Source organism: Rhodococcus sp. NJ-530, assembly GCF_003860625.1.
Lineage (GTDB): Bacteria > Actinomycetota > Actinomycetes > Mycobacteriales > Mycobacteriaceae > Rhodococcus_F > Rhodococcus_F qingshengii.
Genome location: NZ_CP034154.1, coordinates 202,855 through 216,017, shown reverse-complemented (window position 1 = coordinate 216,017; position 13,163 = coordinate 202,855). Strand labels below are relative to the sequence as shown.

General features: G+C 62.4%; 16 protein-coding genes. 15 read left to right on the top strand and 1 reads right to left on the bottom strand.

Annotated features, from left to right (window positions below):
• Positions 1 to 281 precede the first annotated feature (281 nt).
• On the bottom strand, positions 282 to 1,319 hold the full coding sequence (locus EHW12_RS31450) for a hypothetical protein (protein ID WP_052959784.1): 1,038 nt from the start codon (positions 1,317 to 1,319) through the stop codon (positions 282 to 284).
• 2,316 nt (positions 1,320 to 3,635) lie between these two features.
• Here EHW12_RS31450 and EHW12_RS31445 point away from each other — a divergent pair.
• From EHW12_RS31445 to EHW12_RS31375, 15 genes are all read left to right on the top strand, one after another.
• The gene (locus EHW12_RS31445; RefSeq protein WP_064112145.1) at positions 3,636 to 4,214 is read left to right on the top strand and encodes a hypothetical protein; all 579 of its coding nucleotides are present in this window, start codon (positions 3,636 to 3,638) and stop codon (positions 4,212 to 4,214) included.
• 550 nt (positions 4,215 to 4,764) lie between these two features.
• Positions 4,765 to 5,037 (top strand): hypothetical protein, encoded by a 273-nt coding sequence (locus tag EHW12_RS31440; protein WP_047269193.1) that lies wholly within the window; start codon positions 4,765 to 4,767, stop codon positions 5,035 to 5,037.
• Between the two features lie 55 nt (positions 5,038 to 5,092).
• Entirely contained in the window at positions 5,093 to 5,467 is a 375-nt protein-coding gene (locus tag EHW12_RS31435) for a hypothetical protein (protein WP_047269192.1), read from the top strand.
• A gap of 177 nt (positions 5,468 to 5,644) precedes the next feature.
• Entirely contained in the window at positions 5,645 to 6,001 is a 357-nt protein-coding gene (locus EHW12_RS31430) for a hypothetical protein (protein ID WP_047269191.1), read from the top strand.
• A 272-nt stretch (positions 6,002 to 6,273) separates the two neighbouring features.
• Positions 6,274 to 6,825 (top strand): hypothetical protein, encoded by a 552-nt coding sequence (locus EHW12_RS31425; protein WP_125053130.1) that lies wholly within the window; start codon positions 6,274 to 6,276, stop codon positions 6,823 to 6,825.
• Between the two features lie 109 nt (positions 6,826 to 6,934).
• Positions 6,935 to 7,255: a hypothetical protein gene (locus EHW12_RS31420; protein ID WP_058228469.1), complete on the top strand. Its 321-nt coding sequence runs from the start codon at positions 6,935 to 6,937 to the stop codon at positions 7,253 to 7,255.
• 278 nt (positions 7,256 to 7,533) lie between these two features.
• Positions 7,534 to 7,992 carry a hypothetical protein gene (locus EHW12_RS31415; protein ID WP_125053128.1) on the top strand — a complete coding sequence of 153 codons (459 nt, stop codon included), beginning with the start codon at positions 7,534 to 7,536 and terminating at the stop codon, positions 7,990 to 7,992.
• Positions 7,980 to 8,396 (top strand): ASCH domain-containing protein, encoded by a 417-nt coding sequence (locus EHW12_RS31410; RefSeq protein ID WP_075835589.1) that lies wholly within the window; start codon positions 7,980 to 7,982, stop codon positions 8,394 to 8,396. The genes EHW12_RS31415 and EHW12_RS31410 overlap by 13 nt, the downstream gene beginning before the upstream one ends.
• Entirely contained in the window at positions 8,393 to 8,599 is a 207-nt protein-coding gene (locus EHW12_RS31405; protein WP_125053126.1) for a hypothetical protein, read from the top strand. Before EHW12_RS31410 ends, EHW12_RS31405 begins: the two co-directional genes overlap by 4 nt.
• Positions 8,596 to 9,009, top strand: a complete 414-nt coding sequence (locus EHW12_RS31400) for a hypothetical protein (protein ID WP_125053124.1) — start codon at positions 8,596 to 8,598, stop codon at positions 9,007 to 9,009. Before EHW12_RS31405 ends, EHW12_RS31400 begins: the two co-directional genes overlap by 4 nt.
• 397 nt (positions 9,010 to 9,406) lie before the next feature.
• Positions 9,407 to 10,399 carry a DNA cytosine methyltransferase gene (locus tag EHW12_RS31395; protein WP_223304381.1) on the top strand — a complete coding sequence of 331 codons (993 nt, stop codon included), beginning with the start codon at positions 9,407 to 9,409 and terminating at the stop codon, positions 10,397 to 10,399.
• Between the two features lie 96 nt (positions 10,400 to 10,495).
• Positions 10,496 to 11,038, top strand: a complete 543-nt coding sequence (locus EHW12_RS31390) for a hypothetical protein (RefSeq protein WP_125053122.1) — start codon at positions 10,496 to 10,498, stop codon at positions 11,036 to 11,038.
• A complete protein-coding gene (locus EHW12_RS31385) occupies positions 11,031 to 11,411 on the top strand; it encodes a hypothetical protein (RefSeq protein WP_125053120.1) in 381 nt (126 codons plus the stop codon). The genes EHW12_RS31390 and EHW12_RS31385 overlap by 8 nt, the downstream gene beginning before the upstream one ends.
• Before the next feature lie 255 nt (positions 11,412 to 11,666).
• Positions 11,667 to 12,539, top strand: coding sequence for a hypothetical protein (locus EHW12_RS31380; RefSeq protein ID WP_125053118.1), 873 nt, complete (start codon positions 11,667 to 11,669; stop codon positions 12,537 to 12,539).
• Positions 12,536 to 13,153 carry a hypothetical protein gene (locus EHW12_RS31375; RefSeq protein WP_125053116.1) on the top strand — a complete coding sequence of 206 codons (618 nt, stop codon included), beginning with the start codon at positions 12,536 to 12,538 and terminating at the stop codon, positions 13,151 to 13,153. Before EHW12_RS31380 ends, EHW12_RS31375 begins: the two co-directional genes overlap by 4 nt.
• Positions 13,154 to 13,163 lie beyond the last annotated feature (10 nt).

Genomic DNA, 13,163 nt, shown 5'->3' with positions numbered 1-13,163 from the left:
GTACCCAATCCCTTACGAATTCGAGTTTCGTGGGGTCAGATTCTTGTTCCCAGTACACCTTGGTTGCGAGCGCGTCGATGTAGATGACGATCGACTCAGCCATGATCGGCTGACCGTTCGCATCATGATAAGCATCAGCCACTGTCATGGGCTCTTCACTCACAGCAGTTGGCTGATCGGTCATATTCTCTCCCAAGAAGTCTCGCATTTTGATGGCCGAACGTACCACCTGACGGAAGGCTAGTCGGCCGACAGGACCAATACGACCAAATCGAAAACGATCAGCCTCGCACCAAACGACGGCAGATTTCGAGGTTGTCAGCCGTCCTGATCCACCGGGCAAAGGTATACACGGCACGCTTGTCAGCAGGTATCTGCGCCTCCCACAACCGTCGCCACCGAAGCCACGTCCGATAGTCGCACCGGTACTGCGGTTCAAGGTTGCGTTGATCCAACGCGTACTGCACTCCGGTGTCTTCCGACGTCGCCGCGATCACCCGAACGGGCAGTTTGTCAGTCTGCTTCGACCAATCAAAATTCTGCGCGTACACATCCGGCATCAGCTTCTGCAGAAGGCCATCCTGATGCCCACCGCTGATGAAGTTCGTCGTACCCTGCAACACCACCCGCACCTCCGGTGACACCACCCACCGGCAGTGCCGGAACTGGCCGCGCCGAAGCCGCTTCCCCGGTGCACCATTGGCATCAACGACGTCCTCAACGGCAGGCAACGACGACCGGTAACCGTCGACGAGCATCTTCATGCGTGCCTCCGATTTCGTCGCGACTTCCACCTCGACCGCAGCCAACTCACCCGACTCCAACACTTCGATGAAATCAGGGAAACGCAGACCTGAACGCTGCGGCGAATACGGTGCCACACGGTTATCCCAGTCAGTCCGAACCGGCAACCCCAACCACGTGTTCCTCTCCCCCACAACCGTCGTCCCGGCCGGCCCCTCATCGATCAACGTCAGCCGCGACGGGACAACACCGGCCGCGACGCCATCCGACGAATAGTGCACCCCGACCGACTGCAAAAACCGATGCGACTGGCTCTCATCGCGGGCCTCCAGCATCCGAATCTGGCGCTCCGAAATCACCGTGCGCCCACGAGCTCGAGCAGCCAACGTCTGATCCGCAACCAACAACCGATGCAACAGATTCGCAGGCACCGTCATGTGCCCACGCAACGACGAATGCGACACCGGAAACTCCGCCGTCTCCAACCCCACCGTCTGACCATCAAGCGTCGGAACCAACACGACACCAGCCCACGGCTGATCCTGATTCCGCGTCAACAAACCAGCGTCCTCCATCGACCGAACACGATGCCGAGCCGTACTGATCTTCCCCCCGTAAAACCAATGCGCCGCCTGCCTCAACGACACCACACCATGCAACGTCATGAACCGGAGCAAGTCCTCATCCGCAGGCTTCCGACGCCACCCCGCCGGCCCCTTCCCACCCGGCTTTCCCCGCCGATCCGCCGGCACCGCATCAGCTGCGAACCGTCGCCGCGACCGAGCACGTTTCCACTCGGACACAGACTCCGGAGTCGCCAAAACTTCACGCTCCCAGGACTGCACAACCGAAACCAACGTCTCACCTCTCACCGCAGCGGCACTGCCCACACCCTACAGAACCAACCTCGCCGAAACCCGGACCCCAACCCCGACACCAGTTGTCGAGAACAACTTTCGGGCAAAAATGCTGCAACCAGTAACTATTATCGGAAAACCCCGACACTCAGCCCCCCGAGAAAATTCCTGACTAACCCCCACAACCGCACGTCACACACACCACAGATTCGCTTCGCTGTCTGGGTGATGGTGTGAGTGCGTGGTTGATGGGGGTTCCGGCTACGCCGCAGGTGTCGGCCACTTCGTGGACCACCCCGTAGCAGTGCCCCGAAGAATGCTCGCTCGCTCGCATCCTCCGGTGCCCTGACGGGGTGGGTGGCCGACTGACCTGCGGTCGTATCCGGTTGGTGGTGGTCGGTCCGCTGCGCTAAGCCTTGTCGGCTTCTGTCGGTGGCTTCTCGCCCCCGGGTGGTGGTTGCCCCTGAGTGTTTGGTCGCTGCTGTTGGTGTCATCTGTTGTGTGCAGCTGTTGGTGTCATCTGGGTCGGCCGGCCGGGTGTGTGTCGCACCCCTGGCGGGGTGTCGTCAACGGTGTTGTCTTCGTTGGGATCTGCGTTGTCGACATCAGGGTGAGCCCCCCTTTGCCGGTAGCCGCGCAGCCCGTTGATGTCACCGACAACTGGTGCGGCCGCCAACCCGAAACCCGGGTCGGACGAGCCTCAACCAGCTCTCCCAACAGCACCACTCTGTGGGTGAGTATCTGCATGCGGTGACCATCCGTAGCTGAGCGCAGCGGACCCAGCCACAGCAGTCGTGGACCGGCGCCGAGCAGAACGCAGTGGAAGCCGGGCCACGACCCCAACCGTCACCCGAGTCGCGAACCCGCACACCACTCGTTCGTGACCTCAACGCCCACCGGTGAAGCACCAACAACCCGGCTTGAAAACCCTCACCACCATCACCGCCAACAGGCCGCCCAACCCGCTGCCAACAACGAGCTGCCACCAACACAAACCCACACACCTAACGACAACACCGAGGGTGAGCACCTGCACAACGCAACCATCCGCAGCCGAGCGCAGCGGACCCAGCCACGGACGGCGCCGAGCAGAACGCAGTGGAAGCCGGCCGGGGCAGCCCACCACCACAACAACCGGTCCGGCAGACACCCCTTCGCCCACAACACAACCGACACCCGAACCACCCAACGCAGCCACCAGCGGCTGCAAACACCAACCGCAAAAACCGGGGCCTGACGGCCCCAACCCCATCACCATCGCTGACATCAACAGAACCCTCGTGGTCACCTTCTCGAGCCAAAAGCAAAACCCCGGCCACCGGGGCTGACAACAACTGCAGACACCATCCGTCGACGACGTCGCCTCGCGCGCGAAGCGCGCGGGTGGTTAGGGGTGGTTGGGGGTGTGGGGGGAGGAGGTGTGGTGGGTGGCGGCGGGTGCGTTGGGTGTGATGTTGCGGGCCCCCCTGTGGGGTGTGCAGGTGCTCCCTGCGCCTGGCTGGTGGGGGACAAGGGTTCGAGGGTGGGTGCGGGAGGGTGGGTGTGGTTGCGGGGCAGGGGGTTCCGTCGGTGAGGTGAGTCGGCCGTGGCCGGGTGTCGGGGCTGGGTTGGTGGTGCGTGCTGGCTGTGGGGAGGGTCGGGGTGGGCTCCCCCAGGGGGAAGGCTGTCCGGATCGGGGCGTTTGGGGGTGCGATAGGTGGGAGTCGGTGGGTGGGGTGATGTTGTGAGGTCAGTGGGGGGACAGAGTTTCTCGCGGTTGAGGTTGCTCGTCCGGATGGGTGGTCGGTGGGCGCCGCGCTCCGAGCGTGAGGTTGGGGGTGCCCGGTCGCCGGCGTCATGTGAACGCGCGCGTGGCGTGAGGTCCGACAGCTGCAGAGATCGTGGTGACAGGAGCCGATCATCAACGTGGACTGCGACGATGGTGCGTCCGTTACGGTCCGTGGGTGGCCGGAACCGGGGGTGGGATTGTGCATGTGCACCCTGCGCCGTCGCGTGATGTCCAGGGCCCACCGGTTACGAGGAGATGATGCTGGCGTGGTTGAGATTCGCACCGACCTGTCGGATGTGGCCCGAGGCAAGGCCGTGGGCGCGCTGACCGATGCGGTCAAGCAGGAGTCGGCGCTGCGGGAACGGATGGAGACAGCTCGGGATCGTTCGGCGGCGGCGATCGTCAACGCCCGCGAGGTCGGGGTGTCGTGGGATGAGATCAGCGGCGTCTTCGGTGGGGTTACGCGGCAGTCGTTGACTGAACGTGTCATGCGTTTCGAGGCCCGTTCGGAGAGCCGCCGTAGCGCCTCGTGGGAGGGGACGCGAATCGAGACACCCCCTGGGGCAGGGCATACCGGGGCATGGCGACTCGCCAGCGTCCGGCAGGCCGCCGCAAACGGAGCTGATCTGGCGGCGGCTGCGGCTCGGCGTGCGCACCTGGTCGACGAGACCGATCCACGTCAGATCCAGACTCGAGTCCGGGCGGTCGGGCACGCAGCGTTGGCTGCAGCGAAGGAAGCTGTTGTGGCGGCCGAGACTGGTGCCGGTCCGGAAGGTGTGCGGGATGAAGCCGCGGCCGGCATCGCCTTCACCGCGGCCGCCGGGTACCTCCCAGGCGACGCCTGACCGTCGGTTCCCCCACTCCCCCAGGGAGAGAGCTGTCCGCTTTCGAATGGTGTGGGTGCTGTTTCCAGCGAGGGCAGCGGGGGGACAAAGAATTTCACCCGGTATGTAGTTCCGTGGCCGTTGTGGGCGGGTCGAGTTGAACTCAGCTCAGCTCAGCAATCGGTCCGTGGCCAGTCGACGCGGTCGGCTGACGCCGATTCGTGGTCGGGCGCGGTCGACCAGTGCGGCGGCCAATAGTCGCGTTGGGCGTGGCGCGACTATCTCGTCGCTGCGCGCCCGGCGTTCACCCGGTCCTGTTCGCTGTCGGCCAGTTGCCGAGTGGTGATGCTTCTTGACCCTCCTGCCGGGATGGGCTGGATTCCTGCCTATCCCGGCATGCCCCCTTCCCCCGGGGAGAGAGCTGTCCGGCTCGGGGTGTCGCGTATCGGCAAACCCAGTCGATGTTGTCAGGGGGACAAAGGATCTCGCGTGTGGCTCAGTGCCGCAGTGTCAGGCGCCGGCGCGGATCGTCATCGATGGCAACGAACGCCGACGGCCTTGGGAGGGCACGATGACGACCACCGCATACGAGTCTCGACAGATCAGTGACGAGCGCCGAGCTGCAGCGCGCAAACACGCCACCCACCTCATCCGCCGCAGTGGTCGCCACGTCGCCGAAGACCAGATGACGGTCTACAAAGTCGGCTACAGCGTCACCACCCTTGACGGCACCGAAGTCGCGTTCATTCTCGGATGGGAATGGGCGACGCTCGCAGAGGAGCGCGCCATCCTGAGCGACGCCGGATACGACCTTCTGGGCTTCAACTACGCCCGCGCGATCTGACCACCCAGGGGCGGCTGACTTCGGCCCGGCCCCACCTGACGGAAGGAAAACAATCATGACTGCACCCGAGCAGCACGCCACGTTAAAGGACGAGCTTCTCCGTCTGAGCGCGGAGCATGTCGATCTGGGCGAGAAGATCGAGAGGCTAGCGCTCCCGGCGATGAGGGAGTACGTGTGCGCCCTATGGCCGGATGCGGCGATCGTCTACTCCAGTCCTGAATGGGTCGTCGAGAAGGTAGTCGCGGTGGACGGGCGGGTGCTCGCCGACGAGGAGTTCTTCAAGCCCTATTTGATGATCGACAATGACGATTCTTTGCCACCCATCGTCGAGGACATCGGAACGTTGATCGCGCACCTTCCGCCATCTCAGCGAGGGGACTACAACCATCACGAACCGGACTTCGTTATCCGGCTGTACCAGGGCGCGTAGAAGCCGACATTCACCCACCGACGCTGGTGGGTGAATGCGTCCGGCTCAGTCCCCCAGGGAGAGCGCTGTCCGGCCCATCGATGCGTGAGCGGCTGCTGTTTCTGTCATGCCGCACTCGGACAACGGTTCTCGGAGAGTAGGGGCATACCGTCAACCACACGACAGAAGGATGCAGCGATGCTGACAACGAAGACGCCCACCCCTTTCCAGGACAAGCTCACCGAACTGTGCGACGCCAAGAGGGCACTCGACCGCCAGATCGACGAGATCGCTATGGCAGCCCTGAGCGAGTTCGTGCGCAATGTGTGGCCCGAGGCCGGGATGCTGCGGGCAGATATCGAATTCAACGTCTACGAAGTCACCACGGTCGACGGCGGGCGGGTACTCGCGTCGAGCGACGACCTCGACAACTTCTACGCCGATGGAGTCGACTTGAGCGAAATGACGACGCTGGTGCACGCTCTGCCGCCCGGGCAGCGTGGAACCTACGACAACACCACGGAGTACTCGATTCCCCTCGCACCGTTGCGCTGAGCCCGCGACAGGCCCACTCGCGCCCACCCGCCGACGCCTGGCGGGTGGGCGTTCGGCTGCCCCGACCGGGCAGGCAAACGCGACTCCCCCACTCCCCCACTCCCCCACTCCCCCAGGGAGAGAGCTGTCCGAACTCTCCGCCAGCACGCCATCCCAGTCCGGCAGCGGACAAGTCGTTGCCAGAAAACTCCCCAACAGGCAGTGCCCCAGCGTGACCAGACACCAGCCAAGGTTTCCTTCCACAAGTTGTTCACCCGACCGAAGGAACGATCATGGCCGACACCACCTCAACCGTCAGTAGCGCGACAACCGTCGCAGACCTGATCGCCACCGGAGGCCGAGCCTTGCCCGCAGAACGAGTCGGCGACGCACAGGCACTGATCTCGTGGATTCTCAACACCATGTGCCCGAACAAAGTCCGCGAGCGCGCGTCGAACTTGCACCAGGCACTGTCTGTGGACGCGCCGGCAAAACCAGCCGGCCCCGCGGTGGTGCACTCCTCACCCGCGGAACTCCGAGAATTCGCTCAGAACGTGATCACCGACATCAACTCAGGAATCGCCTATACCGCTGATGAGATCGCCGAACACATCGAGCGCTACTTCGTCGTACCTGCACCCTCAGAGCACGTCTCAGACGTAACCGGGTACATGGTTCTCAACCCCGAAAACACCGCCGACCTGTGGGACGGCGTTGTACACACAACACTCGAGGCGGTTCGGCAAGAAATGGCGCACGCCGAACAGCGGAAGAACGAGGTCGGTGAAGGCTGGGCGATCTACGAAGTCCGGCCGCTCGGTGAGCCCACAGTCAGCAAAGAGTGACAAACACTGCCGATTTCTCCCAGCAGTGACCGGAAGGGCCAGCGGTAGACATAGGCGCAGAGCGCGATAATCGCTCGTTGGCAGATCCTCAGAACATTGGAGAGAGTGCATGACAACTGCCCAATCCCTGGCTGTCGGCACGAAGGTTCAGTTCGCCGAATCCAAGCGCTGGTGGCGCGTGCGGGCCGTGTCCGAGGACAACAATTTCGTGATCCTCACCAGCCCGTTCAATCTCAAAAAGACAGTGCAGTACACGATCATCGACAACCGGCGCGGTGTACGTGGCCCCGACGACAGGATCTTCAGCAACGGCTACGAGTCCGACGAGGACATCAATGCGCGACTGAGTGAGCTGGTCGCCGGAAGCATCTCCGTCTCGAAGAAAACGTCGAAGTTCGTCGAGCTCGACATCGTGACCGTGAAACCGTGACAGCCCGCCACCGGGTTGCATCGGATTCCCGACGTGCATCAGCGCTGATCTGATCGCGCTGCGCGCTCGCGGATCCTCAGGACTGTCCTACACACTCAGCGCGGCGGCCGGCGCCATCTACCGTCAGCGCCGCATCTGATGCCGCACAACAGAACCTTCATTCGTAGAACTTGGCTGAGCGAAACGATAACCGTCAACGCAGCTTTTCGGCCCGACAGCACGTCGTCGCCCAGCGATCGCCGCACCCATCCCGTCCACTTACGAATCGAGCCAATGTCATGAACAACTTGAACAACTCAGATGAAGTAGCAATCGATGTCGGGAGAGTAGCGCTGGAGGCGAGCGAGGGCGTCGCCCATGGTTCCGATCCCGAGGACTTCTTCCTGGCGGCAGGCAACGCAGTCCTCTTCTGGCTGCCTTTGAATGGGTACCCCATTCTCACCGCGGAGCAGATGGTGCCCACCGAGGAGAGCACGAAAGCGGGGCGGAATGACTTCAACCACCATGCGCCGTTCACTGCTGTACCCCCCGAAACCGGATCGAAGATGTTATGCGCAATCACAGGAGCAGACAGCAACCCCGGTGGAGAACACGCCTACGTAACCGTGCGGGTGCCGAAGGATTTTGTCTCGGGGCAGTCAATCGCAGATCTTGCAGGCGCGGGAAAGAGTCGCGAGCTAGCAAAGCTCCTCGCCCCGTCGGTAGCCGCGGAGGAGGGAAGAGCATGCGAATCCTGACCGTGCGTCAGCCCTACGCGTGGCAAATCGTTCACGGAGACAAGAACATCGAGAACCGGACGAGGAACATCGCAGGAAAATACCGCGGCCCCGTCGCTATCCACGCTTCACTCAAGCCCGACATGGAAGCACTGCGAGGTCTTCCGATGAGGCACCCCCGTGGTATCCCCCGGATCCACTACTACGGTGCGATCATCGGTGTCGTCGACCTCTCGAGTGTGCATCATGACCGGGATTGCGAATGTGACTGCTCGGACTGGGCGCAACCGGGTCACTTCCATCTGCGCCTACGAAATCCGCGAGTACTCGAATCCCCGATCGAGTACAAGGGCGCACTGGGACTTCGGACCATCGCTGACGACAGCATTATTCGGCGGCTCGATTTAGCGGAGGCGTACCAGTGACAAGCAGCACAGATCAACAGAGCACACTGCCGCTCGCGGAGGATCGAACGTCAATCAGGCGCAAGATCGCGGACATGTGGCTCCAAGAGATCGCATCACAGCCGATGAGCTTGTGTGCCGACGATGGCACCAAAGTGCTTGTCTTGGCGGAGTTGACGTTGCGGATGGTCGAAAAGGCAGGATATGCAAGGGGTGCATCGTGACTGACATTGGAGGCCATGCGAAGCCCCGGGCAGTGGAGATCCGCACTGAACCTTTTGCGACGAAACTCGCTCGGCATGGCCGGGACGAGTTAAGGCGACGCGGGCACGACGTTCCCGAGCCGGCAAAGGAATGCACGATGGACGGAGACTGTGACGCGCCTGAGCATATCGACGGCTGCTCCGGCGGAAGCGAACCTACTGAATCGGTCGAGGTGGCCGTCTACGTCCGACTACCGGACCCGGAGAATCCGTCACCCGCGTTGATCGAGGCCGCGTACATAGCGCAGGACGACCTGTCGAAGCCACCCGATCAGTGGGCAATCAGAGCTGCTGCGGAGGTAATTCAGTCGTACATCGACGCACAGAACCACACCACCGTGCATGTTCTCGGGCACCAAATTCGGAGATAAAGCCCTGAGCGGAAGCATCTTTGACCGTGCGGGCGAGTGGGAGATTGAGGCCACGATCTTCCTGGACGGAATAGCAGTGGCATATACACAGACTCGCCAGGTGACGCCCACGAGTTCGCGATGGAACTGTCGTCGCGAATCTCGAGCGCCGTGACGTGTCGTCGTGACGCTGCCGAATGTGGTGGCCAGGCTTCACTGAGCAGGTCTTGAAGGGTTTTCGAGGGGCCTGATAAGGCTGTCCGCCTGTGCGGGCCGTGTGGTCATCTGTTCATCCTGGTTGCCAACACCAGCTGCCCTCACCGCTGCATTCCTTGCCGCACACCGGAACCCGCATCTGTAGAACTGGATGGACTTGAAGGCGCCCGCCAACATGTCCCAGGTTCTGAACGGAGGCCGAATGGCACTGACTGCGAGCGACAACTTCGCGGGGGCTGGTGGAAGCTCAACAGGTCTTGAATTGGCAGGGTATTCGGTCGTTTCCGCCGCGAACCACTGGGACCTGGCTATCGCCACTCATCAACGGAACCATCCCAACACCGAACACCGGAACGAGAATCTCAGCGAAGTCGACTGGCGCACTTTCCCGAGAACGAACATCGCATGGTTCTCCCCGTCGTGCGTATGGCACGCCAGATCCGGCGGGCACAAGAAACCACCGGTGGAACAGGAACTACTGCGTGCCGACGCGGGATCCATCGACCGCGCTACAGCCTTCGCTGTCATCGCCGCAACAGAAGTGCACCGCTACGACGCTGTGATCGTAGAGAACGTCCTCGAATTCCAGGCCTGGACTCTCTACCCGTGGTGGCTGGACGGGATGCGAATGCTCGGCTACCGCGAACAAATCGTGCTTCTGGACGCCGCCGACGTTGGCGCAGCACAGCGACGTGTTCGCTACTTCGCCGTGTTCACCCGCGACGGGAACGTGGATCTCACCGTGACCGAACCGGAGCAGGTCAGCGCGTCGACGATCCTTGATCCGAACCCCGGGAAGATCGTCACCCGCAAGCTGTACGTGTCGGAACAGATCGAGCAGATCGCCGAATTCGACACCCCGCACCTTGTGACCTACCGGCGCAACGCGCAGGCCCGCAGAGCTGATGCGCATCCGCTCGCTGCCATCACTGCCGGCGGTAATCACCACGGCATCGCGACAGTCACCGACGAGGGTGTTCGCTTCCGGATGCTGTCGAACCGTGAATGCGCAAGGGGACAAGGTTTTCCGGACGCCTACGAGTTCGTGGGCAACACCAAGCAAGTGAAGAAGCAGATTGGCAATGCGGTATCCGTCCACGCTGCGCGGTGGATCGGGGATCGCGTACGAGTGGCCTTGGAGGGTCCGGCGCCAGTGAGTGTCGATCGACGAGCCCTCGTAGGGGCTAACTCGTGACCGCGACACACAGAAATCAGTTCACTCAAACAGTTTTCGATCAAGTCAGGAGAATCGCGAATGTACTACGCAGAGACCGGTGACCGAGGAGACCAGATGGCCGTAGTAGCCGGCGCCCTCGACGATCCGCATCACAATCGTTCGTCACGGTCACGAACGGAAACAATCGCAGTTCTCGACGCCCAGACACAGGCGGAGTCCATGTCCGGGTCCACGACGACCGAACTGGCGGACCTGCTGGGCAAGCATGGTCCCGCGACAGTCACACATCTCGACAACCGCAGTTTGGTGATCGACTGTGCCTGCGGCGCTGAGGTCTTCTGCACGGGGGACGAGTTCCGGTCCGCGCCGATCGACAGCACATCCGGCGCACTCTCGTACCTTCTGCGCCACCACGTCGCCGAGGCAGTCGTGGCCACCAGCGTTGTCGTCCCGAAAGAGAAGGTGCAGGTGCGATACCTGTTCTGTGGCCATCCTGGCTGGCCTGACCCGCTCTGGGTGTGGCCAGCGACCCTTGAGAACGCGACCCGCATCTACAACGAAAACCCTCACCCGAACGCGTGGGTCGGCAGCCGAATCCACCAAGAACACCTCGACGTGGTGATCCCGAAGCGCTCCGAAAGGGACAATGATGAGTGATCACATTCTGCGGATCACGCGCGCCGCCGACAACGAGCACGACGCCGAATACGAGATCGTGTGCCCGTACAAGCATCCCGGCGCACCGTGCACGGTCTGGTGGGAATGCGAAGACTGCAAGGAACTCCCGACCACCCCACGGAACGAGCTCCAGAACCAACTCGACCGCGACGGAGTGAGCCAGGTCCACGACCTTCCACACCAGATGATCGGCGACATGATCTGCCAACAGGGCGACACGTGCATCGTCTTGACAGGTCACACCGACTACGACTTCGATCCCGACGACCTGCCGGCTGGCGATCACCCCGTCGTTTACGAGACCGAGGAAATGTGCACGTACATCACGCTTCCGAAGGTCAGACAGTCATGAACCTGATGACCTTCGATCAACTGTTCACGGAGCAGTGGAAATACGAAGAGGCCAAACGCCAGCAGTGGATTCAATGCACGTGCGGCAGGTTCGTCAGGCCCGGCTCGTATTGGGAACGGAACGAAATCGGGGAACGGTTTTTCGGTTGGAACTGCTCCCGGTGCGGCGACGTGGTGGAGTACGGATGACGCCACAACGAACATCCGCAGGGCGAAGCCGAGCTGTCCGAAATCATTGGCAGTCAGGAGCATTGACATGACCACCAAAAATGCATCCACAAAGGCCGTTGCGCTCACCGCTGCAGAGGTCCAGCAGATGCTCCGCCGGCACTACAACCCGCCGAGCGCTCAACGACCCGGATTCATACTCGCGGCGGAGATCGCAGCCCCCGGATCGGATCGGCGGGCCGACCTGATCGCGGCGCCATTGACCCACTCGAATGGCGACCACATCATCGGGCACGAGATCAAAGTCAGCAGGCAGGACGTGATCTCAGAACTACGTAATCCGACCAAACACGACGACTGGGCCAAGCACTGCTCACAGTGGTGGCTCGTCATCTCCGACCCCGCCCTCATCGAAGGCCTGACGATTCCCGAATCCTGGGGCATCATGGCGCCACCTGTCCGGCGAGGTGGGGTGTCGATGGCAGTGCTGCGACCCGCACCGAAGTTGTCCCCGATCGACACTGGCGCCGCCTGGCGCAAACTCGCTCGCTGGCAGGCGTGGAAATCCTCGGAAGCCGAACGCGAGGCTGCCCGTTCAGTGAAGGAAGCGCAACGCACGCACGAGCGCGATCAGCGGGAGCTTGCTCGGGTGAAAGCCGTGGGTACCGGTGCCAGAGAGTTCGAGGCGGAGCGGATCCATCGGATACTGAATTTGGTCGACGAGCAGATCGTGGCGAAGCGATTGTGGTTATGGGCCCGCACAGAGGATCAGGAGTTGCTCGAGACGATCGCGGACGCGGTAGTTGACCACGTCGCTGTACGCAGCGCTGCCACCAATCTGAGGAGCAGCCTCGCGAACATCGTCGAAGAGCTGATCGACCCGAAATCTGGAGTGCGGCTGAGCCTGTCCAAAGCCGACGTTCTCGCCGCGCCGAAGGTAAAAAGGCAGGCCAGACCATGATCGCCGACAGCGATCGAGGCATTGCCCAGATGCTCTCCGATCCGGACCTCGTCGGCGACACCCTGCTGTTCGCGCTGTGCCTTCGTCACGTTCTCGATCGAGTGAGCGACGACGACGGCCTACGGGTGCGAGTGAAGACCTTGGACGGGCTCCTGCTCGAGGTCGGGGAACAAGCCACCGGCGACAACCCAGGAAAGGCGTTCTACTGGGCCCGGCGAGCTGTCGAACGGGATCTTCCCCGCTACGACCCGGAAAGTACACAGGGGCTTATGCGTTGCTGCGCTGAGATGGTCCGGAAAGGCGGGCAGTGCAGCAAGCCCGCTGTCACCGTCTGGATCGACCGAGAACCGGCCACCGGAGAATCTGTGTGGATCGGCTACTGCCGCCGACACCTCACGTCCGAGGTGGAGGCACAGCGCGATGAACGACAACGACTGTGGAACGAACACGGGAAGCCGGTTCCGCCGCCCAACCGTGGCGGGGTGCTGACTCGCTATTTCACCTGTGATTGGGATGCGCTCTGGCAGCGCGTTTGTCCTGTCCGGGAGCCGCTGGATGGTGCGAAGGAGGCGACACCGCCGAAGCCGGCGCTGAGGGTCGTCCGGGGCGAGTGATACCTCCACG

Bases quoted from the DNA above. Each gene is read 5' to 3' on its own strand.
- EHW12_RS31450 (WP_052959784.1), bottom strand. From the start codon at position 1,319: ATGGAGGACGCTGGTTTGTTGACGCGGAATCAGGATCAGCCGTGGGCT.
- EHW12_RS31440 (WP_047269193.1), top strand. From the start codon at position 4,765: ATGACGACCACCGCATACGAGTCTCGACAGATCAGTGACGAGCGCCGA.
- EHW12_RS31435 (WP_047269192.1), top strand. From the start codon at position 5,093: ATGACTGCACCCGAGCAGCACGCCACGTTAAAGGACGAGCTTCTCCGT.
- EHW12_RS31430 (WP_047269191.1), top strand. From the start codon at position 5,645: ATGCTGACAACGAAGACGCCCACCCCTTTCCAGGACAAGCTCACCGAA.
- EHW12_RS31425 (WP_125053130.1), top strand. From the start codon at position 6,274: ATGGCCGACACCACCTCAACCGTCAGTAGCGCGACAACCGTCGCAGAC.
- EHW12_RS31420 (WP_058228469.1), top strand. From the start codon at position 6,935: ATGACAACTGCCCAATCCCTGGCTGTCGGCACGAAGGTTCAGTTCGCC.
- EHW12_RS31415 (WP_125053128.1), top strand. From the start codon at position 7,534: ATGAACAACTTGAACAACTCAGATGAAGTAGCAATCGATGTCGGGAGA.
- EHW12_RS31410 (WP_075835589.1), top strand. From the start codon at position 7,980: ATGCGAATCCTGACCGTGCGTCAGCCCTACGCGTGGCAAATCGTTCAC.
- EHW12_RS31395 (WP_223304381.1), top strand. From the start codon at position 9,407: ATGGCACTGACTGCGAGCGACAACTTCGCGGGGGCTGGTGGAAGCTCA.
- EHW12_RS31390 (WP_125053122.1), top strand. From the start codon at position 10,496: ATGGCCGTAGTAGCCGGCGCCCTCGACGATCCGCATCACAATCGTTCG.
- EHW12_RS31385 (WP_125053120.1), top strand. From the start codon at position 11,031: ATGAGTGATCACATTCTGCGGATCACGCGCGCCGCCGACAACGAGCAC.
- EHW12_RS31380 (WP_125053118.1), top strand. From the start codon at position 11,667: ATGACCACCAAAAATGCATCCACAAAGGCCGTTGCGCTCACCGCTGCA.
- EHW12_RS31375 (WP_125053116.1), top strand. From the start codon at position 12,536: ATGATCGCCGACAGCGATCGAGGCATTGCCCAGATGCTCTCCGATCCG.